This is a genomic window from Paenibacillus sp. EB106-05-06-XG162, from assembly GCF_058791655.1.
Map to the genome: position 1 here is coordinate 39,801 of NZ_JBYTDT010000021.1, position 25,991 is coordinate 65,791.

The 25,991-nt window shown below is 45.2% G+C and carries 26 protein-coding genes, 1 riboswitch and 1 other annotated feature; of the genes, 17 read left to right on the top strand and 9 right to left on the bottom strand.

Annotation, left to right across the window (positions count from 1 at the left end; genetic code table 11):
• Window position 1: 1 nt before the first annotated feature.
• Together AC3WU2_RS27535 and AC3WU2_RS27540 are read left to right on the top strand one after the other, a co-directional pair.
• Window positions 2-1,060: an SIS domain-containing protein gene (locus tag AC3WU2_RS27535; protein ID WP_492458131.1), complete on the top strand. Its 1,059-nt coding sequence runs from the start codon at window positions 2-4 to the stop codon at window positions 1,058-1,060.
• A 19-nt stretch (window positions 1,061-1,079) separates the two neighbouring features.
• Window positions 1,080-1,865 carry a DeoR/GlpR family DNA-binding transcription regulator gene (locus AC3WU2_RS27540; protein ID WP_314591191.1) on the top strand — a complete coding sequence of 262 codons (786 nt, stop codon included), beginning with the start codon at window positions 1,080-1,082 and terminating at the stop codon, window positions 1,863-1,865.
• Between the two features lie 70 nt (window positions 1,866-1,935).
• Here the strand turns inward: AC3WU2_RS27540 and AC3WU2_RS27545 are convergent, their stop codons facing one another.
• Window positions 1,936-2,904 carry an aldose 1-epimerase gene (locus tag AC3WU2_RS27545; RefSeq protein WP_018758909.1) on the bottom strand — a complete coding sequence of 323 codons (969 nt, stop codon included), beginning with the start codon at window positions 2,902-2,904 and terminating at the stop codon, window positions 1,936-1,938.
• 155 nt (window positions 2,905-3,059) lie between these two features.
• Window positions 3,060-3,313: a binding site (T-box leader), on the top strand.
• A 52-nt stretch (window positions 3,314-3,365) separates the two neighbouring features.
• Here AC3WU2_RS27545 and trpS point away from each other — a divergent pair.
• Window positions 3,366-4,349 carry a tryptophan--tRNA ligase gene (trpS, locus tag AC3WU2_RS27550; RefSeq protein ID WP_018758908.1) on the top strand — a complete coding sequence of 328 codons (984 nt, stop codon included), beginning with the start codon at window positions 3,366-3,368 and terminating at the stop codon, window positions 4,347-4,349.
• A gap of 49 nt (window positions 4,350-4,398) precedes the next feature.
• Here the strand turns inward: trpS and AC3WU2_RS27555 are convergent, their stop codons facing one another.
• Window positions 4,399-4,575 carry a DUF5325 family protein gene (locus AC3WU2_RS27555; RefSeq protein WP_018758907.1) on the bottom strand — a complete coding sequence of 59 codons (177 nt, stop codon included), beginning with the start codon at window positions 4,573-4,575 and terminating at the stop codon, window positions 4,399-4,401.
• Between the two features lie 125 nt (window positions 4,576-4,700).
• On the opposite strand from AC3WU2_RS27555, the gene AC3WU2_RS27560 reads away from it, so the two are divergent.
• Complete coding sequence (locus AC3WU2_RS27560; protein WP_152396806.1) at window positions 4,701-4,925, top strand: alpha/beta-type small acid-soluble spore protein; 225 nt, start codon at window positions 4,701-4,703, stop codon at window positions 4,923-4,925.
• A gap of 122 nt (window positions 4,926-5,047) precedes the next feature.
• Here the strand turns inward: AC3WU2_RS27560 and AC3WU2_RS27565 are convergent, their stop codons facing one another.
• Complete coding sequence (locus AC3WU2_RS27565) at window positions 5,048-6,043, bottom strand: metal-dependent hydrolase (RefSeq protein WP_492458132.1); 996 nt, start codon at window positions 6,041-6,043, stop codon at window positions 5,048-5,050.
• Window positions 6,044-6,273: 230 nt separating this feature from the next.
• On the opposite strand from AC3WU2_RS27565, the gene cyoE reads away from it, so the two are divergent.
• Window positions 6,274-7,206 (top strand): heme o synthase, encoded by a 933-nt coding sequence (gene cyoE / locus AC3WU2_RS27570; RefSeq protein WP_492458133.1) that lies wholly within the window; start codon window positions 6,274-6,276, stop codon window positions 7,204-7,206.
• A gap of 194 nt (window positions 7,207-7,400) precedes the next feature.
• Here cyoE and AC3WU2_RS27575 read toward each other — a convergent pair whose 3' ends face one another.
• The 3 genes from AC3WU2_RS27575 to AC3WU2_RS27585 all read right to left on the bottom strand — a co-directional run bounded on the left by AC3WU2_RS27575 (window position 7,401) and on the right by AC3WU2_RS27585 (window position 9,441).
• Entirely contained in the window at window positions 7,401-7,748 is a 348-nt protein-coding gene (locus AC3WU2_RS27575; RefSeq protein ID WP_492458134.1) for a toprim domain-containing protein, read from the bottom strand.
• A 269-nt stretch (window positions 7,749-8,017) separates the two neighbouring features.
• Window positions 8,018-8,107, bottom strand: a complete 90-nt coding sequence (locus AC3WU2_RS27580; protein ID WP_492458157.1) for a YjcZ family sporulation protein — start codon at window positions 8,105-8,107, stop codon at window positions 8,018-8,020.
• 185 nt (window positions 8,108-8,292) lie between these two features.
• A complete protein-coding gene (locus AC3WU2_RS27585; protein ID WP_492458135.1) occupies window positions 8,293-9,441 on the bottom strand; it encodes an MFS transporter in 1,149 nt (382 codons plus the stop codon).
• 178 nt (window positions 9,442-9,619) lie between these two features.
• On the opposite strand from AC3WU2_RS27585, the gene AC3WU2_RS27590 reads away from it, so the two are divergent.
• From AC3WU2_RS27590 to AC3WU2_RS27645, 12 genes are all read left to right on the top strand, one after another.
• Complete coding sequence (locus AC3WU2_RS27590; RefSeq protein ID WP_018758900.1) at window positions 9,620-10,054, top strand: hypothetical protein; 435 nt, start codon at window positions 9,620-9,622, stop codon at window positions 10,052-10,054.
• A gap of 158 nt (window positions 10,055-10,212) precedes the next feature.
• A complete protein-coding gene (locus AC3WU2_RS27595; RefSeq protein WP_492458136.1) occupies window positions 10,213-12,366 on the top strand; it encodes a peptidoglycan D,D-transpeptidase FtsI family protein in 2,154 nt (717 codons plus the stop codon).
• Window positions 12,367-12,517: 151 nt separating this feature from the next.
• Window positions 12,518-13,660, top strand: coding sequence for a GNAT family N-acetyltransferase (locus tag AC3WU2_RS27600; protein ID WP_492458138.1), 1,143 nt, complete (start codon window positions 12,518-12,520; stop codon window positions 13,658-13,660).
• 298 nt (window positions 13,661-13,958) lie between these two features.
• Window positions 13,959-14,702, top strand: a complete 744-nt coding sequence (locus AC3WU2_RS27605) for a Cof-type HAD-IIB family hydrolase (RefSeq protein ID WP_492458139.1) — start codon at window positions 13,959-13,961, stop codon at window positions 14,700-14,702.
• Between the two features lie 12 nt (window positions 14,703-14,714).
• Window positions 14,715-15,206: a DUF456 domain-containing protein gene (locus tag AC3WU2_RS27610; RefSeq protein WP_018758896.1), complete on the top strand. Its 492-nt coding sequence runs from the start codon at window positions 14,715-14,717 to the stop codon at window positions 15,204-15,206.
• Between the two features lie 26 nt (window positions 15,207-15,232).
• Window positions 15,233-16,870: a putative polysaccharide biosynthesis protein gene (locus tag AC3WU2_RS27615; RefSeq protein WP_492458140.1), complete on the top strand. Its 1,638-nt coding sequence runs from the start codon at window positions 15,233-15,235 to the stop codon at window positions 16,868-16,870.
• Window positions 16,871-16,903: 33 nt separating this feature from the next.
• Entirely contained in the window at window positions 16,904-17,254 is a 351-nt protein-coding gene (locus tag AC3WU2_RS27620; RefSeq protein WP_379345109.1) for a thioredoxin family protein, read from the top strand.
• A 165-nt stretch (window positions 17,255-17,419) separates the two neighbouring features.
• Window positions 17,420-18,340, top strand: a complete 921-nt coding sequence (locus tag AC3WU2_RS27625) for a COX15/CtaA family protein (protein ID WP_018758893.1) — start codon at window positions 17,420-17,422, stop codon at window positions 18,338-18,340.
• A gap of 113 nt (window positions 18,341-18,453) precedes the next feature.
• A complete protein-coding gene (locus tag AC3WU2_RS27630) occupies window positions 18,454-19,170 on the top strand; it encodes a Cthe_2314 family HEPN domain-containing protein (RefSeq protein ID WP_379345112.1) in 717 nt (238 codons plus the stop codon).
• Between the two features lie 73 nt (window positions 19,171-19,243).
• A riboswitch (SAM riboswitch) is annotated at window positions 19,244-19,377 on the top strand.
• A gap of 106 nt (window positions 19,378-19,483) precedes the next feature.
• Window positions 19,484-20,503, top strand: a complete 1,020-nt coding sequence (locus AC3WU2_RS27635; RefSeq protein ID WP_492458141.1) for a methionine ABC transporter ATP-binding protein — start codon at window positions 19,484-19,486, stop codon at window positions 20,501-20,503.
• Window positions 20,500-21,180: a methionine ABC transporter permease gene (locus tag AC3WU2_RS27640; RefSeq protein ID WP_018758890.1), complete on the top strand. Its 681-nt coding sequence runs from the start codon at window positions 20,500-20,502 to the stop codon at window positions 21,178-21,180. The genes AC3WU2_RS27635 and AC3WU2_RS27640 overlap by 4 nt, the downstream gene beginning before the upstream one ends.
• A 41-nt stretch (window positions 21,181-21,221) precedes the next feature.
• Window positions 21,222-22,058 carry a MetQ/NlpA family ABC transporter substrate-binding protein gene (locus AC3WU2_RS27645; RefSeq protein ID WP_492458142.1) on the top strand — a complete coding sequence of 279 codons (837 nt, stop codon included), beginning with the start codon at window positions 21,222-21,224 and terminating at the stop codon, window positions 22,056-22,058.
• Window positions 22,059-22,156: 98 nt separating this feature from the next.
• Here the strand turns inward: AC3WU2_RS27645 and AC3WU2_RS27650 are convergent, their stop codons facing one another.
• Genes AC3WU2_RS27650 through AC3WU2_RS27660 form a run of 3 tightly spaced genes read right to left on the bottom strand, consistent with a single transcriptional unit; the run spans window position 22,157 to window position 25,856 of the window.
• Complete coding sequence (locus tag AC3WU2_RS27650) at window positions 22,157-23,284, bottom strand: Ger(x)C family spore germination protein (protein ID WP_492458143.1); 1,128 nt, start codon at window positions 23,282-23,284, stop codon at window positions 22,157-22,159.
• Window positions 23,281-24,384, bottom strand: coding sequence for a GerAB/ArcD/ProY family transporter (locus AC3WU2_RS27655; protein ID WP_492458144.1), 1,104 nt, complete (start codon window positions 24,382-24,384; stop codon window positions 23,281-23,283). The genes AC3WU2_RS27650 and AC3WU2_RS27655 overlap by 4 nt, the downstream gene beginning before the upstream one ends.
• Window positions 24,381-25,856 (bottom strand): spore germination protein, encoded by a 1,476-nt coding sequence (locus AC3WU2_RS27660; protein ID WP_492458145.1) that lies wholly within the window; start codon window positions 25,854-25,856, stop codon window positions 24,381-24,383. Before AC3WU2_RS27660 ends, AC3WU2_RS27655 begins: the two co-directional genes overlap by 4 nt.
• Between the last annotated feature and the right edge of the window lie 135 nt (window positions 25,857-25,991).

Consider the following 25,991-nt stretch of genomic DNA (forward strand, 5'->3'; position numbering starts at 1 on the left):
AGTGTCAATTGGTGCAGGTGAACTTACGTATACGGAAATTAGTGCTCAAGCCGAAGCTTTAAATGCAGCATGGGAACAATTGCAACAGCAGAAAGATTGGGTGGCCCAATATATAGGAAATGAGAAGTACGAGGAAGTTATTTTCATCGGATCAGGTTCGTCCTACTATCAAGCGCTTACAATGGCTGCTACTTACCGCAAATGGACAGGACGCAGTGCGGCAGCGTATCCATCCTCCGACATCTTCTTGTTCCGTGAACAGACATTGAATGTGAATAAGAAGCTTCTTATTGTAGGGGTATCTCGTTCTGGTGAATCTCATGAAGTGATCATTGCTCTGGATTCGTTCAAAGACGTTGCGAACTGGGATCATTGCGGTATCACATGTCATGAGACGAGTAAAATGGCGCAAATGACGGATTGCCTTCTATCTCCATTAGGAAAAGAAAAAAGTACCGTGATGACGAAATCGCTTAGCAGTATGACATTCATGATGCAAGCAGCGATTGCTCTTGTGGCAGGCAAACCGGAATTAATGGCTGAACTTGAGCAAGTGTTGGCCCTTGATGCAGCCCTGGTCAAAAAAGCTGATGATGTCATGAAAGATTGGGTTCAGACCCATGAATTCTCCCGTACAGTGTTCCTTGGTATGGGTGCCTTTGGTGGACTTGCACTTGAAGCGTGCTTGAAGTTGAAAGAGATGACTTGCACATGGACAGAGGCTTACGGTACGCTTGAGTTCCGTCACGGCCCGAAATCCATTATCGAACCAGGCTCGCAAGTTGTATTAATGTTGTCGGAGTCTGCACGTGAGTTCGAGCTTAAAGTCGCTCGTGAAATGAAAGGCTACGGTGCAACCGTCGTGATCATTACGGCAGCTGCAGGAAGCGATACCACTTTTGCTGATCTTGTACTAGAAACAGGTGGACAATCGCTTAGCGATGAAGCAAGAAGTGTGCTATACTTACCATGGATTCAGTATAATGGCTACTATACAGCGATGAAATTAGGACTTAATCCAGATGATCCAAGAAATCTTACGCAATTCGTAGAAATATAAATAGTAGGTGTGATAATTGATGGCAGGCTTGAACCCTTCCAAAGGCGAGCAACGAAGACAACAAATGTTGCAATTGTTGAAACAACAAGGTCGTATCACGATACAGGAAATTATTGATCAGTTCGACTGCTCTGAGGCAACGGCGCGTCGAGATCTCGATCTGCTTGATCGCAAAGGCGAAATTATACGTACGATTGGCGGGGCACTATTCGATGGGATCTCTCCTATCCGTGAAATGCCTTTTGCAGAGAAGAAGCAGCATTTGTGGCTCGAGAAGGAAGCCATTGCCAGCAAAGCTGTTGAGCTTATTGAAGAAGGAGACAGCATTTGTCTGACTGGTGGTACCACAACGTTCCTCATTGCAAGGGAACTGAAGCAGCGTCATGGCGTGACCGTCGTCACGAATGCTGTCAATATCGCGATGGAACTTGCTGATAGCGAAGGGATTCAAGTCGTTGTCGTCGGAGGGGTTATGCGGAATAAGAGCTTTGAGCTTTGCGGACCACTTGCGGAGAAGACGATCGCACATTTGAATATTGAGAAGTTATTCATTGGAGTGGATGGGATATCTGCGGAGCAGGGGATTACGACGTATTCTGAGCTCGAGGCACAGACAGGGCGAATGCTCATGAGCCGTGCGAAGCATACAATTGCGGTATTCGACCGCACGAAGGTCAACAAAGCCTCTTTATTCTCGATAGCTCCACTAGATCAATTGCACGCTTGTGTTACGGACGCTCCCCTCGAATCTTCGATGGATGCTGTGTTCGAAGAATTAGGCATTCAACGTATTTATGGGATGTAATTCGAATCAAAAAAAGCAATGCCATGGTTATCGCCTGTAAAGCGTAAACCGGCATTGCTTTTTTATTATGTTATGGATGTTCGATATCAAGTGTAATCGTGAGCTCAATTTGCTCTTGCGGCTGCATGTCGATTAATCCTGTAACATCACTGCCGAATTTGGAGTTAGGCGCATCGGTTAACCAGGTGTATGGCTCTAAGCAAATGAATTGATCGGCCTCACCTTTTGTATATAATACCCAATGTTTGAAGTATGGTTGATTTGCGCTATATTTGATCTTGAGTCCGTCATTGCGCGTTAATTGAGCCTCGAAGGGTTGATCTTGAGTGCCGCGGAAGACGGTATCCAAGTTGACTCCTTGTAAGTTCAATCCGTTAGGCAATTCGCTAAATTCACCGAGTGATACAACTTCGCCTGTTGTAATCAGTTCTTCATCTAATGCATAGATTGCATCAACGGGGACTTGTACATTCCATTGATCTGGAGTCCCATCGATCATGAACCACGTATGAACGCCATATCCGAACGGAGCAGATTGTTCTCCTAGATTCTGAACATGCAGAGTCTGCTTCAATTCTGTGCCCCGGAGCTCAAGAACGACTTCGAGCTTCAATGGGGTAGGGTATTGACGGATCCAATTTGGATCTTCTTTCGTATAGAAGGTTGTCGTAATCGAACAGTAATCATCTTGCTCCTGCAAATCGGTAACCTTCCAAGATTGTGTACGGTGCAGGCCGTGAATATGATTATTGTTGGCTGTATTTTGGTCGAATTGGTACTGTACGCCAGAATATTCGAATTTGCCTCTGCGAATACGGCCAGGCGGGATCAAGATTGGAATCCCAAAGTGATAAGGCTTCTGCATGTAGAACTCATAATCTGATTCTTCCGGTTTACGCAGTACATCGCGCTCTAGCACTTTGTCCCAAATTCGAATCACATTATTTCCAAGCCCAGGCAGCAGCGTAACGGCAAGCTGATCGCTATTTAATATATATGTATCTTGTCCGCTCCACTGGCCTTTCGTCACTTGATACATAGTTGCTCAACTCCTTTTATTGATAATAACCGACATCTCACTACTTCATCATACCAGATGTTCCGTGTAAAGTCATAAGTGCACCTAGGTTCACAGCCTGTCCCTTCTTGATTGACAATTAGGGGTCAGATTGTTATGATTAGCGCAAATATCTGTTTAAAGCCGTGAAAGGGATAAGTAAGTTGATGGAATGATACTTCAGAAAGCCGGTGTACGCTGCGAACCGGTGTATCACATGAACCGAATGGACCCTGGAGTGCTGAGCGCAGAACGATTATGGAGCTTACTTACGTAAGCCGGGTCTAGTATGCCAGCCGTAGTTCCACGTTACGGAATACGAAAGATTTGCTGCTGAGGAATGACTGGCAGCAGATAAATTAGGGTGGCACCACGGTCTCTCGTCCCTTGCGGCGGGAGGCCTTTTTGTATTGTTTGATAAGGAATGAAGGAGGTCATAGGAAATGAAAAAAGTATTATCAGGGATTCAGCCGAGCGGGCAGCTTACCCTCGGAAATTACATTGGAGCGATGCAGAATTTCGTGAAGTTACAGAATGATCATGAATGTTATTTTATGGTGGTGGATTTGCATGCAATTACTGTGCCGCAAGATCCAGCTGCGCTGCGCGAACAATCGGAGGCGGTAGCAACATTGTATGTGGCCGCAGGGATCGATCCGGCCAAGGCGAACATTTTCATGCAATCCCATGTGCGCGGACATGCGGAGCTAGGTTGGTTATTAACGACGTTAAGCTATATGGGCGAATTAGAGCGGATGACGCAGTTCAAAGATAAGTCAGCCGGCAAAGAGTCGATTGGCACGGGGTTGTTCGTCTATCCAGCGCTTATGGCTGCAGATATTCTGATCTACAACGCGGATCTAGTACCTGTAGGAGATGATCAGAAGCAGCATCTGGAATTGACTCGTGATCTCGCAGGTCGGTTCAACAGTCGTTATGGAGACTATTTCACTGTACCAGAGCCTTATATTCCGAAGATTGGTGCGCGTGTGATGTCACTGGATGACGCATCGAAGAAAATGAGTAAGAGCAATCCGAACCCTGGCAGCTTCATCGCACTTCTGGATCCGCCAGATGTGGTACGGAAGAAAATTAGCCGGGCAACAACAGACTCAGGTCGTGAAGTGAAATTCGATCCTGCGGATAAACCGGAAGTAAGTAATCTACTCAGCATCTACTCGCATTGTGCGGGGTTGTCCATTGAACAGATTGAAGCGAAATACGAGGGACAAGGCTATGGGGCGTTTAAAAAGGATTTAGCAGAGGTTGTTGTATCGGTCCTTGAGCCGCTGCAGCAGCGTTATCGTGAGATCCGTGAGTCTGGCGAGATTCATAACATTCTGCGTCAGGGCGCTGAACGTGCTGCTGCTGTTGCAGATCAGACCGTACGCGATGTGAAGGAACGGATGGGCTTTTTGCTCCCTTAAATAACCCCCGAAAACTTAAAATCCTAAACTAAAGCAAAAGCGGAGTGATTCACTCCGCTTTTTTGCGATCGAGGCGTGCTTTCATAGCGAAGCTAAATCCCATGAATCCAATGAGGCATAACGTGAATAACAAGACCAGCCATATACTGATGGCAATGGAGATGGCGATAGCTAGCATGAACAAGATATTAATGACGGCAAAAAGGAGCGATAGCGACTTTGTCATTTGGAAATACCCTCCATCAAATTTGGCTGAATATCTGAGAATAACATTCTAGAAGAAGGTCATAATAAGTTTGCAAGCTTGCAAGCAAACATATTTTAGAAGCAGGGTGAAAGGAGTTTTTACGAATGGCAAATGGACGTAACTCTTTAGTTGTACCTCAATCTTCAGCAGCTCTTGAGCAATTGAAAATGGAAGCTGCACAAGAATTGGGTGTTTCAATCCCTTCCAGTGGATACTATGGCGATGTTACTTCTCGTGAAGCAGGATCCCTTGGTGGATATATCACGAAGCGCCTTGTGCAAATCGCTGAGCAGTCTCTTGCAGGCTCCTCATCGAACCGCATTCGCTAAGCATCCATAAGAGAGAGGCTCAGAGCAGACTGCTCTGGGTCTTTCTTTTTGGCAAATTCCATTCGAACATAATATTGACGCATTCGAACGAATGCGTCAATAGATAGCGTGCTTCTTCAATTCTAAGATAACAAGAGGCTCCATTTTTTCTCAATTTGGCTGTCACTGATCCAGCCGACATAGGAATCAATTGTTTTGAACTTACGATCCATCATGACAATAGCAACGAACGGATACTGCTTGCGATGCCGATAGCGAACATCGGACCAGCGTACAATATAGCCAGCACGGATTTCTCGCACCTCAGCACAAGCGTAATTCGTCAGGTAGAGGAAGGACTGAACGGTTGGATCTGCTTTGGATCCTTCGACTGCCGCATGCTTAGCGCATTTAGCTGTCTCCATAAATCGAAGTCCTATACGGTCATAATGACCAAGAACAAAGCATCCGTCCCGTCTGGTTTTGACGATATGCCAATGCGTTAGTGAAACGGTTGGGATTGCGATGTACGTATCCCCTCGTTCATGGTCAGGATCTATCTCTGGTAACCGGCGTTCTAGAATCCAGTGGACGACGGTTCGCCATACATAATATATTGCGATGAACCCGTAGAGAATGGGAAAGATGACCTCGGGTTTGGCGAGTCCAAATGCCCATAACACAATGGCGATAACATGGGTCGTGAATATAGTCGGATCAAAGATGTGAATGATATTCCACGAAATCCACTTGGAGGAGAAGGGTCTGGCCGCCTGTGTTCCGTACGTATTAAATAAGTCGGAGAAGACATGGTAACAAGTCGATAGAAGGACCCAAAAGCCGAGATGGAAGATCGCAGCGCTTCCCCATGCAAAGCCCCATAAGAAGGAGAAAATCCCCGTAATCAGAACTGTCCATAGCAGTAGGAAGGGGAGGGAATGCGTAATGCCGCGGTGATGACGAATGTACAAGGTGTTGCTCTTGAGTCGAAGAAATCCATCGAAATCAGGCGCTTGCCCTGCAATGACTGCGCCAAAGAATACGGCAGATGCCAGAGCAGGATCCGCTGCGACAGCGGGATCGATATAGGATAGGCCTGCAATACCAAGGCCCATAACAAGATGTGTGCCTGTATCCAAATCGTTCTCTCCTTCATGATGATGTTCTATTCAATATTTACCATATTTAAACTTATTATGAACGGAAATACATATTAATATGAGCGAAGTCGTCGATTACTTACTAAATCCTATCAATGTATTGTCAAATTGATGAACTGTGACGGCGAACATTGTCAAACATCGAATGCATTTGATATGATAAATCTCACAGTAGTGTAATTGTAATTATTAGAGGAGGATCTTCAAACGTGGATAAACAGTTGAGTTACCAAGCTCCTTCTTCCGACTCGGCACCCCTTTCTCAAGTTTCGATACAAGCAGGCTCCTGGAAAGACTTTATTAATGTGATTAAGCCTGGGATTTTACGTTCGAATTTGATTGCTGCATTCGGCGGTTTCTGGCTAGCATCGCAATGGGATATTAACTTTGTCAGTCTCGTCTGGATGTTGCTTGGTACAACGCTTGTTATGGCTTCTTCTTGTGCTTTTAACAATTATTACGATCGTGAATTGGATATGAAAATGACACGCACGCGTGACCGGGCACTTCCAACAGGCCGATTAACACCGACTGTTGTGTTATGGTATTCCATTGTGCTTGGGGTTCTCGGGCTTGCCGTCCTCTTCGTATTCACGAACGTATTAGCAGGTGTACTTGGTCTTGTCGGAATGGTGGTATATGGTGGAATTTATACGTTATGGCTTAAACGTACTTCGACATGGAGCACATCCGTGGGTGCAATTTCGGGGGCCATGCCACCGGTTATCGGGTATGTGGCAGTAACGAACGCTATAGATATGGGGGCGATCTTGTTATTCGCTCTGTTGTTCTTATGGCAGCCGCCGCATTTCTGGGCGCTAGGCATCCGTAGAGTGGAAGAATATCGTGCTGCGGGTTTCCCATTATTACCTGTTGTCAAAGGTATTCGCCGCACGAAGTTCCAGATGATTCCTTATGTCGCGTTGCTCGTGCTTGTATCCATCTTATTCTATGTATATGGATATGTTGGTTGGATCTTTTTGTGCGTTGCAACATTACTTTCCGCGGCATGGTTATTCATGACTTTTAGCGGGTTTAAGGCAAAGGTCGACGAAATTTGGGCGAAGAAACATTTCTTCATGTCGATCAACTATCTCATGGTGGTCTTCATCATCATGATCATCGATACGGCGCATAAGTAAAGAAAATAAATAGGTGTTTTAAATCGTCTGTTTTCAGAACCGAGAAGGTTGAATGAAACTAGAAAACGAGGAAACGGAGCGTAGGCGAGACTACGTGAGTACAGGAGTTTTCGGTTGAGTTCAAGATTCGATGTCGAATTAGCTTCCCGAGAAGATACTTCGTTATCAAAGCAGGCGATTTAAAACTTCATCTCTTAGAACGGGGTTGGGTCGGGGTATTGTATATACTCCTCCAACCCCGCTTTTTCTAATTGTTGAATGATGTATTCATCAGGTGTTCCTTCAACACCCGCGTACCCACGCCTTGTATAGATTTGTTCTGCATCAGGAAACGCATCGCGCAGGATGGCTCGTATTTTTTTGCCTGATGCGTCATTGTCCATGAACAAATAGACTGCCTCATCTCCAACCTTCCGTTTTAATTCTTCTAGACGATCTGTGCTCAGGGTGCCGTATGTGCAGAGTATGGTGATGTCAGGCGACAATAACCGCTTCAGCCGGCTACGGTCGTTCTTTCCTTCGACGATTATTATGGGCTCCATGCTGCATCCCTCGTTTCTGATCTGTATATATTCCCCGGGAAATGTCGATATTTAACAATCGGGTCGTGCGCCGTTTATCAATAGTGTACAGCGTTAGACAAGCTTTATGCAAAATTACACCACAAAGTGCGCTTTGAATTCAAAGCTGATTCAGGTACTTTGAGGGAAACCGAAACTGATAAATTATCATATAAAAAAGGGCCCGCTTATCGCGAGCCAAGTGGTAGAGGAAAGAATCGCAAGTTCGCAAAAATCGAGGAGTCACAACATTAGATGCGTGTAGCACGAAGAATAATAACGAGCAAGATGAACAGTACCAAGATCACACCAGTTGTCGTCCCCAAACCACCGCATCCAATACCGCCTACAGCAGGACCACAAGGAACGACTGGCGATACAGCGACTGGGGATATAATTCCACAATTATCGAAACCCATTTTAAGTCACCTCTCTTTCAAGCTCTTGTTAGAGACAATGTTATAGTATGTGTGGAGAGGGCTATCGTGCTGTGCGAATACCCATGCCTATGAAAATGGGTGAATCCCTATTCATGTAATGTTGGCGTGAGTTGCGTGCGCGTTCTATGATGCGCAGGCAGTATGACGAGTGCGGTCATTAGAATGAAAAATGCAATAAAATAAGGAGAGACGAAGGTGCGCAGATTTCCTGCTAATAAAGGTCCGAAAAAATAACCAATAGACGATGCGATTGACATCGTGGAGAACATCTGCCCATAACGCGTGCCGCCACTCAGTTCAATAAGGTAGGAGGACATAGCTGGGAAAATGATACCTTTCGACATCCCGACAACAAAGAGAAGTACGATTAAGGGGAACGGCGTAGGAATCGCGATAACAAAAAAGGAAATGGCAAGAGACAGACTGCCGATCCATGTTCTCACATAAGGCGAAAATCGATTCAAGAACAGTAAGCTGAGTGTAAGTAAAGCGCCAAGACTGATGACGGAGAAAAAAACGCCAGCTTTCATGATGGATTCAAGTGCTTCTTTCATCAGGGGCAGCTCAAAGAACAGAATGCCTTGTGAACAGGAGATGGCAAGCGGCAAGATGAAGAATCGCCACGGCATTTGCGGTAATGGCGCATTTTCAGGGAGCGTAAGCGCCTCTTGGGAATCAGTGACTGCTGCAGGTCGATCATGAATGGCAAATACGGCAATCGCAGCGATAGCAATTAATACCCAGCCCAGTACATTAAAGGCTTGAGAGAAGCCTATTTTCGCTACGAGGAGGGCGCCAGCTGCAGGAGAGACAACAGAGGCTAATGTATGGACTAGACCATTTCCAGCCATGAGCTTTCCTTGCGTGATATGATCTTGGGCAAGTCTCGCGAGGAGCGACATACAGGCAGGAGAGAGGAAGGCGAGCACGAATCCGCTGATGGAGCGGAGTACGAGCAGTTGCCATGGATTCGTCACATGCGCTTGGAACAGAAGAATTAGACCCGCACCAAATAAACTTCCGAGAATGAAAATTCGGCTGCCGTAACGGTCTACGCCTATCCCGGCAAGTAAGTTACCAGGCAGGTGTGTGAATGAGTAAATTCCCATCATGAGACCGATAAAGGACGGGGCGGCTCCGAGAGAAATTGCAAAAGGTGTTAATATAGGATACTGCGCATGCAGATCAAAAAAAGCGACGAATAAGAACAGATACAACCATATAGCAATTTTCACAGCCACTCACTCCTTAAAGGTAGTTCAAAAATCTAAGAACAATTATTTGTAATCTCCTCTGCTATCTACTTGTACGCCTCGCGGGACGAACTTATGCCCTTATTTTAATTCAAAGGTAAGATTTACGAATAAAATGGCTATCATGTATAATGTTAAGATGTGGAAAGGAGGGAATACCATGAGTCAAGAAGTAATTATGAAGTTTCTCGAAGAGAATTGGATGCTGCTTGCCGTTGCAGTCGTTGTCCTATTCGTAGTCGTTAGCTTCCTGAAGACGGTATTGAAATGGGTGCTCGTAATCGGAATCATCCTTGGGGTGGCGATCTACAGCGGGTATACGATTGATGATCTTAACAAGGTTGTTACGACAGTCAAAGATGATGCTGTTCAGACACTCAAAGATCAAGCGACGAACGCCATGCTGAAAGAAGCCAAAAATGCTGAATATACACAAAATGATGACGGAACTTATAGCATAAAGACAGATAACCTCGAAATTACAGGAAAAGCGAAGGAAGATAAAGTGAAGGTGTCATTCCGTGGCATATCGCTCGGCGAAATGAGCCTAAATGATGCGACGGTCAAATCGTTTATGGAGCAGGCGACCAAGTAATATTTCATTCGTTACATAGAAAACGCTTCGATGGAGTGATCGAGGCGTTTTTTTGTGTGGGAAGAATCATAGTAAAGATGCAATAGAGGGGTGAAATATGGTACACTACTTCTGGTAGTTTTAACGGACATTTGGTAAAAAGGAAGGACTAACGAAGTATGAGCAATCATTCGATGGATGACCAGCAAAAACGGGAAATCACGAACCGACGGAACTTCTCTATGCGGCTTAATATATTTTTCTTCATTTCATTTATTGTCTTCTCGGTATTAATTGTGAGACTTGCTATTCTACAATTCGTCGAAGGGCCGGAATTGAAGGCGCTCGCGGATCGTATGGGCTATAAGGAAGTCTCTATTCCTCCGATTCGCGGATCGATTTATGATTCGAATATGGAGCCTATCGCTTATTCCACCTCCACACAGTCTTTATATTTTACGCTAAATAAGAATTATACCTTGGACGAGAATAAGGCAGAATTAAATCAAATCATATCCAGCTTGAAAAAGGTATTCGATAAATACGGAGATCCGAACGTGCCTCAGATGAACGAAGACGACATTCGCTACCAGATGGATGTCGAATCACGGCTCAATTATGGTTATGTGCCTCGGCGGATTAAATCCGGTCTGACACAGAAGGAAATCGCTTATTTCATGCAGCATAAGGAAGAATTCAAGGGCATCGATATTGTCGAAGAAAGCATTCGGAATTATGATCCCGATACAGTGGCTGTTCAATTGGTCGGTTATCTGAAGAAATATAAATCCGCGATCAATCCACAGGGTGGTCTCGACTACTATAGAAAAATTGAAGAAGAGAGCAGCAATCTAGATGCTAAATCAGACGAGAAATATTTGCAAAACGAAGATGTCGGATTTGACGGTCTGGAGCTATTGTTCCAGAAGGAACTGCGCGGTAAGAACGGTATTAAGAAATTCCCTGTTAACAACGCAGGCCGGATAATTGGACCGATGGAGCTTACGAAGCCAGTTAAAGGTGATAACTTAATTTTAACTTTGGATAAGAATGTCCAATTGAAAACCGAGCAGGCAATTATGGATGGGATTAAACGAATTAATGATAATGCTTACACGTCACGCGGTTTTAAACCGAATCCTCGTGCAGGTTATGCGGTAGCAATGGAAGTGAAGACAGGCAATGTCGTCGCCATGGCCAGTATGCCGGATTATGATCCGAACATTTGGCGTGGGGGCAAAATTAGCACAGATGATTATAACGAAATTGAGAGCCGATATGTGAATGGAACGATTCGTTCCGTATCGCAGAAATATAAGACGCAGAAGGAGCAGAACAAGCATCCGTCTTCAATTGTTCCACTAGGTTCGGTTATAAAGCCGCTATCCGTATTAATCGGATTACAGGAGCAAATATTTACTTCACGTACTGTATATCAGGACCATGGATTCTTCCAGTTTGGTAAAAAAGGTCATGAGGTAAAGGTAAGAAATGCTTCGAGTAAGGCAAATGGGCCGATTACAGCCAGTAAAGCGATTGAGAAATCCTCCAATGCATTTATGGCCTCGATGGTTGGTGATGGGTTGATCAATCGTTACGGCAAACAGAGCGTCGAGAAATGGGATGAATACATGAAGCAGTTCGGGCTGGGTGTATCAACTCAAAGCGGTCTTCTGAATGAAAATACAGGGATTATTGATTATTATAATTCTGCGGAACGAGATAGCTATCAATCCGCAATGGTTTACGCGTCCTTTGGTCAGCAAGGTCGATATACGACGCTGCAGTTGGCACAGTACGTCACGATGCTTGCGAATCATGGTAAACGATTAAAGCCGCAATTCGTGAAAGAAATTCAAGATACAGACGGTAATACTGTGAAGAAATTCCAGCCTGAGGTACTTAACGAGGTTAAATTTGACGATTCCCATTGGAAGACCATCGAAGCAGGAATGAGTAAAGTTAAAGTAACTGGATTTGAAGGCTTCCCTTATTCGTATAATCGTAAGACAGGTACATCCCAACAGACGGTTGGTGGAAATCTAACAGTCGAGAATGCGGTATTTATCGCCTATGCTCCTGCGGATAATCCAGTGCTTGCTGTTGCTGTCGTTGTGCCGGAAGGTGGATACGGCGGACAGGCGGCAGCCCCGATCGCACGTGAAATTTTCGATGCGTATGATGCAGAAGTGGGACTCGACGGCGTGCCGAAGAACCCGACGAAGAAGCCAGAGACACCTGCGAATGGCCAACAAAAGGGTACATCAGGTACAGATTCAACAACCACGAATAAAAACGGAAGTAATGGTTCCACGAGCAATAGTGGAAGATAACACAAGAACTACGGACGTAATAGGATTGAGAAAACCCTGAAAGTTTGGGGTTTCTTTTTGTTTTTGAATGATTCAGGCAGGAAAATGATTGCTTTTGTCAAAGTATGTTGTTAATCAAACTGTTCAAGTAATGCATGGGGAGGTTCATAGTATGGCAGATATTCGAAGATTACAATCTGAGCAAGAATGGAAAGAGGCAATTGCCCTCTCAGATGCTACATTTCGGGATCATGAGCATCGTTCGATGGGGGAAGCATATCCTTATGTGTTCTCCAGTAGTTTAGGTCAATCCTATGGTGCATTTGTTGATGGGAGATTAGTTTCATTTATGGGACTCGTGCCCGCTGTGATTCGCATAGGCCCCGCAGCGTTGAATGTATATAGTCTAGGCTCAGTATGTACACATCCCGATTATCGGGGACAAGGGATTGCTGGGGATATATTGAGTGAAATATTCTCACATATCGATCATGCAGATGGAACTATGTTGTTCGTATCCGGTAGTCGTTCTTTGTATTCTCGGGCAGGTTGTTACCCATTCGGACGAGTGTATGGATATCGATACGATTCATCCCACTTCTCTAGTCAGGAGCTCAGAGAGGCAACAGATCAATTCGTAATTAGGGAAATTCAATCGACAGATTGGTTCCAGCTTCATCATCTTACCCAATGTGAATCCATACGGTATGAGAAGAGCTTATGGGACTTAGCGCAATTGATTGAGGCCAGTGCGGTCGCGAGCAATAGGAAGCATACGATGCATTCACTGGTGGCTGAGCGTGAAGGTAAGGTTCAGGCATTTATTGTCTACAGTATCCCTGCAGCAGCATCGACCGAGGTCAGCCCTGAGGTGTATCATTACGCAGGAGATCATGCAATGATCCGTACAATGTTCGAGCAGGCGATGATAACGCAAGGCTTAGCGGAGCTTAACATCACCGTGCCTGCTCATGATCTCGAGATGCAAGAACAATTGAAGCATGTACATCATGAAGAACGGAAATGCGGAGGGACGTTGAAGATTATTCGTTCAGAGCGACTGCTCGAACAACTGCGTCCGTATCTGGCGACGCAATCATCGGAGGTTGCAGAACAGATCGCTGTATCGTCATTGGAAAATGGTCATACATTAATTACCGTTGGTGATCGATCTGTCGAAGTCACACCAGAAGATCTGTTGGATGTGCTATTCGGTTCAAATGAAGCCATTTCCATGGAGGAGGATTTAAGAACCCTCCTGAACCACGTTTTTCCCGTTCCACTCCCCTTCAATGGTGGGTTGAATTTCGTATAACACATGCGTGAGAAGAGAGCAGAAATTTGCTCTCTTTTTTTTCGTCCAATAGTTTCCTATATCCAACTTTTTTGGAGGGGCGGAACAATCGGATAAGGTCCTGCATTTAATGGAGTATGTGGGGACAAATTAACCCCTCACGAGAGGTGGGATGATGCGATGCGTAAAGGGCGTAAATGGAGTTCCTCTCTGAAACGGTTTCTGATGGCCCTTGTCTTTTTAACTTTTTAACACGATCTATGGTAAAATGTCGATATGCAGCAAATGCGGAATATCAGATAGAGAATTGGAGGAGACAATGGGAAACTATAAATTGCTGGCACTCGACATGGATGGAACAGTATTAAATGATCAACAGCAGATTACACCGGATACAGCGTATTGGATACAGGAGGCTGTGAAGGCAGGCATTACGGTCAGCTTCTCAACGGGTCGTGGATTCGATTCTGCCATGCCTTACGCGAAGCAGCTTGGACTGGACTCACCGATGATTACAGTGAACGGCGGCGAGGTATGGTCAGCACCCTATCAGCTTCATCGCAGACATCTGATGGATGCAGGAGTCATGAAGGAGCTGTATCAGATCGCGAAGCGTTATGATGTATGGTTCTGGGCTTATTCGGTAGGTCAAATCTATCTGCGCTCGAGCTGGGATAATGAGATCATCTTCAAGGATAAAGAATGGCTCAAATTTGGATATACCGTTGAAGATGATGGGATGCGTCATGAGATCTTATCCCAGCTTCGAGCAATGGGCGGGCTGGAGATTACGAATTCTTCTCCGACCAATATTGAATTAAATCCGAAGGGCATATCTAAGGCATCAGGACTTCTGGATGTATGTGAGCTGCTCGGGATTGGTATGCATGAAGTGGTTGCCGTTGGCGACAGTATTAATGATCTAGCAGCGATTCAAGCCGTTGGTCTCGGGGTTGCGATGGGCAATGCACAAGAGACAGTGAAGGAAGTGGCAGACCAAGTCGTAGCTTCTAATGAAGAAGACGGTGTCGCTGAAGTGATCCGTAAATATTTATTGAAATAGGAGGAGTTCGAGATGACTCTAGAGATCATCGGCTGGATCTTGGTTGTCGTCTTATTCGCGGTAGGCATGGCTGGTACAATCTACCCGATTCTACCGGGGGCAGTGGCCATCTATGCGGCATACTTCGTTTACGGACTATGTATTAGCTTCGAACCTTTTGGAATATGGTTCTGGAGTATTCAGACAGTCATCGTTATTGTGCTGTTCATCGCCGATTATGTGGTCAGCGCCTGGGGTGTTAAGAAATATGGTGGTTCACGCGCATCCATTATTGGGAGTACGATTGGGATTATTATTGGCCCCTTTGTGATCCCGGTTGCAGGTCTACTGCTCGGGCCGCTGCTCGGTGCAATGATTGGTGAGATGATGACGGGTTCTGATATGAATCGTGCGATTAAGGTCGGTTTTGGCTCATTAGTGGGCTTGTTCACAAGCACCCTCGTGAAGATTGTGTTACAGCTTGCTATGATCGTAATCTTCATCATCTGGGTTGTTAGTGCGTAAGTAGAGGAGAAGGGAAGATTGTTGTCGTGGCAAAAGAATCATTTATCAAAGGGACGCTCATACTCGCAGCAGCTGCGTTAATCGCACGCGTGCTTGGTGTGGTACAGCGGGTGCCTTTGGAGCATATGCTTGGGGTAAGCGGAGGGGCGGCCTTTGGATTGGCATCGAATGTCTATTTAATGCTACTGACATTCGCGACAGCCGGTATTCCAAGCACGTTAGGTAAGATGGTGTCCGAGAAATATGCGCTGAATCGCCCACAAGAGGCGCAGCGGATTTATTTTGCTGCTATTCTATTCGGCCTAGGTATGGGGGGGATCATCACAGCGCTGCTCTACATATTCGCGCCTGTCTATGCAGAGATGAGTTCTGTTCCGGAGGCAACGCTTGCTATTCGGGCTTTAGCGCCAGCGCTGATCTTGTTCCCTGTTATCGCGATGATGCGCGGTTATTTCCAAGGGCGAAATCAAATGGCACCCGGCGGGATATCGCAAATTATTGAGCAGATTTTACGTGTAATAACAGCTGTTGGTCTTGCGTATCTGTTCTTAACGTGGGGCTACAGTGAAGAGAAAATGGCTGCAGGCGCTTCCTTCGGCGGTGTGCTTGGCAGTATCGGCGCCTTTCTCGTGATGTTGTATTATGCTAGGAAGCTGAAGAAGGCAGACCGTGAAGCGGGACTAGCCCGGAATGGGCAAGATAAGAGCGCTATTATGCCTCTTCGTCAAATATACAAGGATATTTTCAAGCTTTCGATTCCGATCGTCATTACATCGCTTGCAGTACCTATCATTTACTTCATTGATTCGAGTATAATCGTTCCAATTCTGAAAGGACAGATTGGCGAGCCTCTTGCGAAGGAAGCACTTAAAGTCTTAACGATGAATGCGCAATCCATTGCAGGTATTCCCCCGATTCTGGCGATCGCACTAAGTACATCGATCATTCCGATTATTTCAAGCGCTTTTGCGCGTAAAGAGATGGATCATCTGAATAAGCAGGTAACCTTAGCTCTTCGGATTGCGATTCTGTCTGGGACGCCAATCGTGCTCATTCTTTGCACGGCTGCCTTCTCCGTGAATGGTCTGTTATTCAGTAGTACGAATGGTAGCGGAATTATTTCGTTGTTAACGTTCTGTACCATTTTCCAAATTGTTATGATGGTATCGGGTTCGATTCTCTTCGGTCTTGGACGACCTAAGACACCGATGTTTCACGTGATGATTGGTATTGCCGTAAAGTTAGCCGGAAGTTTCACGCTCGGTTATGTTTTCGGCATTTATGGGATTGTCGGTTCAACGATGCTTTGCTTTGCCGTTACGATGTATTTGAATCAACGTTCGCTCAAGCAAATCGTCGATTTTCAGATCCTGGGCTCACGGTGGGCTGGTTTCTTGACGACGGTCATTGCCCTAGCAGGCATTGGTTACCTTATCGAATGGGCAGGCAATCAATTAACTCATGTTATGCATGCGCGTATCGCGTATTTCATCTCATCCAGTTTAGTCGGATTGGTGTTGATTGTACTCTATCCCGTGATGCTGGTCGTGTTCCGCGTCGTTACGCAGCAGGAGCTTAGCAGTTATCCGCGTCCGCTTCGCAAGGTATTCCAGCCATTGATGCGATTGCAGCGTGGACAAGCCGTTCAATCTTCAGATTCCTAATGGAATTCAATTCCCAATGAAGGAGTGTTTACAATGGAGAAATTAACGTCAGAAGCGCAATTTAACGAGGTCATCGCCTCGTCGAAACCAACGATCGGTGTATTTAAAGCCGTATGGTGCAAGGACTGTCATTTTATCGATCCATTTATGCCGGAGGTTGAAGCGAAGTATGCCGATCAACTCACCTTCGTTCATATTGACCGCGATGAATTACCGGACTTGTGCGAGCGATATAACATTCTCGGGATTCCGAGTTTTATCGCCTATGTAGATGGCCAAGAGCTGATTCGGTTCGTAAGTAAGCTGCGTAAGACACGTGAAGAGATTGAAGAATTCTTGGATCGTGCAATCGCCGTCGCAAATACCGTTAAGAAATCCAAATAAGTTCGAACAAGCCATGTCATCTCACGATGATGTGGCTTTTTTTAATATCTTTTTTTGTCCATTTACAATGTGTTTTGTCACAATTCCGCCTTCGTTTTCAACTTGAAATCAGGTATAATGAGAAATGGTGAAATTTACTTCTTGAGAGAGTAAGTGGGTGAAGGATTGAGAGCGAATACATTAAAGTGGCTTGCTTATATTACTTGTATCGGGATGATGCTGGTTCTCTTGAATGGTGCATTAGTCACGAAGACGGGTTCCGGTCAGGGATGTGGCGCGGAATGGCCGCTGTGCAATGGCAAATTTGTACCTGCCTATACGATCACTTCAATGATTGAATATTCGCACCGTGCTGTGAGCGGACTTGTAGGAATTCTTGTGCTAGTCTTGTTCATCGCGGTATGGCGTCATGTGAAAGAACGTAAAGATGCTTGGTGGTATGCTTTGATCGCATTTTTATTTACATTTATTCAAGCCATTATGGGTGCGCTTGCCGTCGTGCTTGGACAAGTTCCAGCAGTTATGGCACTGCATTACGGTTTTTCGCTTATCGCTTTTGCAGGGACACTGCTGCTCTCGATTGTCTTGAACAAGTGGAGCCGGGGGTTGGATGACAATGCGCCATCCGATGTGTACGTATCCGGCAGATTCCGAACAGCGACATGGATTGTGACGTTATATGCCTATGTCGTTGTCTATATTGGTGCATTTGTGCGGCATACGGAAGCCTATGGTGGCTGTCAAGGCTGGCCGCTCTGTAATGGAGAGATTATTCCAGAACTTCATGGAACGACACTGATTGCATTTATTCATCGTGTTGCAGCACTCATCCTATTCATCGCTGTAGCGACGCTAGCGCATTTCGCATATCACAATCATAAGCAAATTCGTGAGTTACGGATTATAGGTGTTTGTGCTCTAATCTTATGTGCTGCACAAATTCTGAGCGGGGCATGGGTTGTATTCACGTTAGGGGATGAGAATGCGGGCTTGTTCGCGGGCTTGTTCCATACTGTACTCATTGCAGGGCTGTTCGGCGTGCTATGTTATATGAGTGTCAGGGTATGGCAAATGGGCAAACGATAAAATCGGATATACTAAAATGAAACGAAAGTTGTCGAGCGTGTGAAGTTCGAGAACTTTTTGTTTTACTGGGATACATATCATCATTTATCAATCATCAAGGGAGTGTGAACGATATGCTGCGAATCTTGTTAGGACTGCCTCCTCGCGCGGAACTTGCTGAAATGCAAGGTGCTGTCGAGGCCATGCAGCATGTGTTGCGCCGGCTTCAGAAACGTATCTCTGAGGGACATGATCCCGAGCATATTTGGCGTAAACATGAGATTTGGACGAAAGGTCTGATCGAATCCTTAGATGAGTTGGAGCAAAGTGTTTTCTTAGCGGGCCATTTTGCGGATCGGGTTCGGAATTCGTATCAAGATGAAATGTCGCAGCAAGAAAATACGGATTATCACAGGCATGTCTATTTCTACAAGGACGGATTTATTCGGGTATTCTCGATATTGGATAAGCTCGGCACATTGATGAATGACCTCTTTGAACTCCATACCGAACGAGCCAAAGCTCATTTTTCTTTTTTTACCGTCTTGCGGCAATTTCGATATTTGGGTGTGCATTTGGCACTCATGGATAAGCTAAATACATTGAAGGAACAATATAATGAACCGCTTCGCCATCTTCGCAAATGGCGTAATATCGAAATTCATTACATGAATATGGAGATGCAGGACGATCTTAATCAACGAGATCAGACACTCGATGGAAAGATTAAACTGGAGGATATTCAGCAACGTCAAAATGATTTGGAGCTCGGTTATCGAATGGCCTGTGATACCTTGCAAGCGGCGTTCGAATATATCGAAATAATGCTGCGTAACAAGTATCAACGATAATTGGAATTTTTTTCTGTTTGACATTTAATTGTATCAACACTATACTCAATTTAAATTTAATACAAACGATACTTTCTTATCGAGAGCGGCGGAGGGACAGGCCCTGTGAAGCCCGGCAACCGATTCCAGATCCAGTGATTATACGGATATGGAGTGTCATGGTGCTAAATCCTTCAGAATTCATGTCAGAATTCTGGTAGATGAGAAGAGGACTATGATGACTTGTCAGCCCTTTTCCGTTGTGCCGGAAAAGGGCTTTTTTGACCACAAAAAGTTTTTCTCATTACTCGATCAGAAACGAGAGGGGACAATCATGATACAGCTTAAACAACTGTCGAAGACCTACGGCAGTAAGCATAAACAGACCGTTGCGCTTTCAGACATCAATGTAACCATTGATCGAGGCGAAATTTTCGGAATCATTGGACATTCGGGTGCGGGCAAGAGTACGCTGCTGCGCAGTATCAATCTGCTCGAACGCCCAACGGCAGGTGAAGTGTGGATTGGCGACACGAATCTTACGGCTTTGTCGGATGTAGATCTGCAAGGACAGCGTCGCAAGATCGGAATGATCTTTCAGCATTTCAATTTATTATCGTCTGCCACCATTTTTGATAACATTGCCTTTCCGCTGCGGTTAGTACGGACATCCAAAGCAGAAGTCGAACAGAAGGTGGACAACCTTCTGAAACTTGTCGGTCTAGAAGAGCACCGGAATAAATATCCATCGCAGTTGTCCGGTGGACAGAAGCAGCGTGTGGGTATCGCTCGTGCGCTAGCGAATGATCCCGAGGTGCTCTTGTGCGATGAGGCTACATCCGCGCTAGACCCGCAGACGACGCAATCGATTCTACGATTGCTGCTCGATATTAATAAGCAATTCGGCATTACGATCGTGCTTATTACACATGAGATGCACGTCATTCAGACGATTTGCGATACGGTAGCAGTTATCCATGATGGCCGCATTGTAGAGCAAGGACCTGTGACCGAAGTCTTCTTGAAGCCGCAGCATGCTGTTACCCGAGATTTTATTCGGGAAGAAAATGAGAGCGCGGAGCTGCTAGACCGTCTAATTGCTTCGTTACCGTCGAATGATCATACCGAGGTCGTGAAGATTAACTTCTTAGGGACATCAACGTATCAACCGATTCTATCTGAGGCTGTTCAGGCGACAGGCGTTTCCTTTGCGATTCTGCAAGGGACGATTGCCACGATGAAGGACACGCCGTATGGTCAGCTCATCGTGCGCTTTGAAGGGGATAAAGAAGCGATTGCGAAGACGTATGAGATGTTGCGCACACAGGTACATGAATTGGAGGTGATCGGATGATACTCCTATCTACGGGGTTTGATTTCTCGAAAATCTATTGGTCCGAAATTTGGACGGCAACGTGGGACACGCTGCGCATGTTGTTCTTCTCTGGGATATTCACATTTATTATCGGGCTTCCGATCGGCATCCTGCTATTCATGACCGCAAGAGGAAATTCGGTTTGGAGCCGGATGCTCTACCGGGTGATTTCGTTCATCGTCAATATTTTGCGTTCCGTGCCTTTCGTCATTCTGATGATTTCGATTATCCCTTTGACGAAATTAATTGTTGGGACTTCGATCGGTGTACTTGGTTCCATTCCACCGCTCGTACTCGCAGCGGCTCCGTTCTTCGCCAGACTCGTGGAGACTTCGCTTCGTGAGGTGGATCGCGGGGTGATCGAAGCGGCTGAAGCGATGGGAGCTTCAAAAGGACAGATCGTGGGTAAAGTATTACTGCCAGAATCCATGCCGAGTCTGATTGCGGGTATCACCATCACGATTGTAACGTTAGTCTCCTACACAGCGATGTCCGGATTGATTGGGGGCGGCGGTCTTGGGGATTTGGCCATTCGATATGGCTATCAACGGTATGAGATGGAGATTATGGTCGTTGCCGTCATCTTAATGATTATTATCGTTCAGTTGATCCAAGTGCTTGGTGATATTCTTGTTAAGCGGTTTTCTAGAAAATAATATAGATGCAATAAATTCACATTATCATGGGGGGATCTACAATGAAAAAATGGTTGATCACATTAACAGCAGTACTCGCGTTTGCGGTGATTGCAGCAGGTTGCGGCGAGAAGAACAGTGCAAGCAGCGGTGAGGAGAGCAACGGAAGCAAGCAAGAGACGACGACACTAACAGTCGGAGCGACAGCTGTACCGCATGCTGAAATTCTAAACTTCTTGAAGCCAATGTTGGAGAAGGAAGGCGTTACGCTTGAAGTGAAGGAATTTACGGATTACGTACAGCCGAACGTGCAAGTGTTCGAGAAGCAGCTTGATGCGAACTTCTTCCAACACCAACCGTATTTGGATCAAATGAATAAGGATCGCAACATGGATCTTGTCAGCGTGGTAGGCGTCCATCTTGAACCGATCGGCGCATACTCCAAAAAGATCAAATCGGTTGGCGAATTGAAAGATGGCGCAACCATTGCGATCCCGAACGATGCTTCGAACGGTGCGCGCGCTTTGTTGTTATTGCAAAAACAAGGGTTAATTGAGCTTGCCGAAGGCAAAGTAGCGGACGCAACGATCCGCGATATTACGAAAAACCCGAAAAATTTGAATTTTAAAGAACTAGAAGCAGCAATGCTTCCACGTGTCCTTGACGAATTCGATGCTGCGATTATTAACACGAACTATGCGCTGCAAGCAGAGCTGTCACCGACGAAAGATTCACTCTTTATTGAAGGAAGCGACTCCCCATACACGAATATCCTTGTTGCTCGTCCGGACAACAAAGACTCCGATGCGATGAAGAAGTTGGCAGCAGCATTGCATTCTCCAGAAGTGAAGAAATTTATAGCTGAGAAATACGGTGAAGCGATATTGCCTGCATTCTAGAATGGCACTGCCGATTCGAATACAGATTCGTGATTTAATATATACCCAAAAGCAGTCAATTCTAAGAATTGGCTGCTTTTTCCATGTGTGACTAGCATTTACTGGAGAACACCGCTATCGAGCAGTTCTGTCTTTACTTTCACGTGAATATCGGTCTGAGATAGTGCTTCTCCCCAGTCCGTTTGAACCTTTTTCCAGTTCTTATATTGATAAGCTCGTGCATGGATTCCAAGACCAATCGGATCGATTTTGAATTTCTGAATTTTATGAATCAGACTTGTTAGATCACGCGTTAAGGCCGCTTCCAAGGTTTGTTGAAGTTTCTTTTTATTTGCTTGTGTATCGAAGGAGAATGTCCGTTCTGTTAATCGGATTTTTATCTTACATCGAATATCAAATGCAAACTTTCCATTCTGATAGGTTGTTCGGAACCGCGGAGTAGCAGTGAGAATTTTAATACTTACTTTGCTCTGGACAATCGGATTGATGGGTGGCCTTGTCTGCAGCTCAGGCGTAGCTATCGTATAGGATCCAGCACCTTTTAGCTGTTTTTGCAATATACGTAAGAGCATCGTCTCCTGCATGCCAAGTGTTGTAGCGTATTTACCACTTTCGTTCAATAGAACGCAGCCTATGGCTTTAAGATCTTTATCCTTCCTCATGAGAGGCAGAGAAGGTGTTAGGGCTTTGTCTAACATTTGCCGATGCAGCTCCTGCAGTGTAGTATCCAAGGTAACATTTCTTTGGGAAGCGGAGCTGATCAATTTAGCGATTAATATGGGTAACGTAGGCTTATCCTCTGGATGGAAGGACGTAATTTCTGATATAGGACCATCGAAGACAATCACACTGGAGTTGATGGTAGGTTCTGCGTTGCGGAATATGGGGTCTAAGAGCGAGAACCAGTTTTCTTGCTCCAGCAATTTCTTGCCGATTAACATGGACTGTAATTTACCTGTGCTGGGAATACCCGTGGACATCGTGTCTAAATCGTTATTGTTTTTGCGCAATGACAAGGGCTTTTTATCAATAAATTCTTCTGTTTTTTTCTTCGCATCTTTATTGAATACCGGACTCGAGGTGTATACAACCAGATTTTTGTCTTCATCGATATCGAGCCCCTGCATGAGGACTAATGTAGTGTCTTCTAAATATATTTTGTCGTAGCATCCAGGCAAGATCCCTAGAAGGAGCATGAGGATGATGACCTTACGCCAAAGCTTCAATGGATATCTCTCCTCTGTGTTATAATCTCATATATTTTGACATACAGCCATAGAAGAATGGGGAATAGAAAGGCGAAACCGAAACCGATCTGACTAATATATTTCGACATTAGTCTAATCTGGGTTTGAGAGAGCGTCAGGATGAATGATAGTGCCCCTACGATACAAATTATTAGGATACTGGTGGTACGAGAGTGTGACTTCGATGTCAGGTGGTTAACACTGAATACGGTTAGGGACATATATACAATCCAGGTCACTGAGATAACGATCATGTAAATCGATAAGAAAATAACGTCCCATCGATCCATGAATTGTACCCGAATCACTTTTAATAAGCTCAAGGTTGGCCAAGTATATTGAACAATCTCATCTGAATTGAAATAGGAGAAGCAGACTAAAGTCGTAATGAGATAGAACACCATCGTGAGCGTATTGGCGATAACGATGCCAGAGACCGCTTTGCTTTTTTTCATCAGAAATGGATAGAGAATGAACGAGATTTCGAACCCGAGAAAGGATAGAACTGTTAATCTCGACGCATGCAGAATCGGGAACCAGCCTTCTTTTATCACAGGCAGCAGGTATAACCAGTGACTATGACGAAGCGGGAAGATGAGCAGAACAATAATCCAGAGGGAGAAATAGAATATGAGTTCTGCATACCGTCCGATCATCGTCATACCGTGATGGATTATCATATAGGTCGGAACCATTAATAACGCGACCAACATGAAGTTCGGCGTATTTGGCATTAACCAAATTCTCAATATAGAGATGATGTTGAACAAAACGACTATGGATATTGTGACAAAATAAAGAAGCAGGAAGACGGTGGCTGTCTTCCCGATCCATTTTCCAAAATAGATGGTTAATACGTCAAACAACGTTGTGTCGGGGTTCTTCTTCATCGTTCGAACAATGAATAAGCTGGCAATGACGGAAGCGAGCCATCCGATTATGATAGAGATCCATCCATCAGTACCTGCCTCTTGGGCTAATTCACGGGGGAGGGTTAAGAATCCGACGCCGACTTGGGTACCGTGAATGAGACAAATGTATTGTAGTCTTGTAAATTGAATGGAACTGGCATTCCTCATGAGTCGTCCTCCTCTGGTTGATTATTGCCTTGTCGATCCAACTGAACAGGCTGCGCATTCACAGGTCTTTTCTTCATCAACCATAGTGGAGCACGGATAAAGGTATCTTTCCAATCCGTAAATCGTACAGGAGCCACTGGACTGCCGTAAGGAGTATTCACGGATTTCAAGGTGATCAAATGTATGACAAGGATCATAAAACCGACTGCGATGCCTACAATGCCGAAGATTGAAGCGATGATCATCATTGGAAACCGAAGAAACCGCACTGCGGCCCCCATATCATAGTTCGGGATAATAAAGGAAGCAATGGCAGTTGAGGCGACGACGATGACCATGATATTGCTAACAATGCCTGCTTGCACGGCTGCCTGCCCAATGACAATCCCACCAACAATGCCTACGGTCTGTCCGATTGGTGCAGGCAGCCTTATTCCTGCTTCACGGAGCATTTCAAGGGTAATCTCCATCATGATGGCCTCAGCGAAAGGAGGGAAAGGAACGCGTTCTCTCGATTCACCGATTGAAATAATAAGTTTAATGGGGATTACAACATAATTGTAGGAGATCAGCGAGATATAGAGAGCAGGGAGGAAAAGTGCCATGAAAAAGGCAAAATACCGAACGATTCGGATGAAAGAAGCAATAATCCATCGTGTACCGTAATCGTCGACACTTTGAAAGAATGAAACGAATGACGTCGGTCCAATGATTACATTCGGAGAGCCGTCTACAACCATAACATATCGTCCTTGTAAAATTTGAGAGGCCGCTGCATCCGGACGTTCCGTTGAGATAAATTGTGGAAAGGGTGAGAATGGGTTATCCTCAATGTATTCTCCCAGCTCGCCAGAATTAATGATGGCGTCGACATCAATTTGCTTGATGCGGTTCTCCAATTCTTCCAGGGCGTCAGGCTGGGCTACATCACCTAAATACATAATGGAAACTTTTGTAGCGCCGCGCCGACCAACAGTCAGTTCTTTAATTTTAAGATCTATACTGGGAATATAGCGGCGAATGAGTGCAATATTCTGGCTTCCAGTCTCAACAAATCCTTGGTGAGCCCCCTTCAGCGACGCTTCAATCTGTGGATCCTCAATGGATCTTTGCGGCCAGCCTTGGGTACCAAGAATTGAGGCTTCAGATTTTCCGTTCATGAACAGGACACTGCTGCCTGCTAGGATGGAAGACGTAATATTCTCCCAGTTGTTCTCTGTCGTTAGGGAGCAAATCGTCACCGAAGGATTAATATTCAATTCGAACATTAACGGCTTCAATACATTGTTGTTGACCGCGTTTTTATCCGTAAGCCCGCCCAGATAGACCAGTGCTGCCATTGTACGTGTGGATTGGATGGTGAATTGACGGATGACTAGATCAGGAGCTCCTTCGAACAAGGTTTGTAGTTGAGTTAGATTATCCGATAGGCTCGTACGCAGCGTAGGTTCTTGTTGATTTTGAGATGACATGACATGGTGATCCTTCCTCAAGTCCATTTGGTGCCCATAGTATTTCCTGTATGATTTACTTTATTCTGGATATATGGTGACATCATCAGCACAAAAAAGCAGCCAATCCGAGGATTGACTGCTTCTATTGCCATT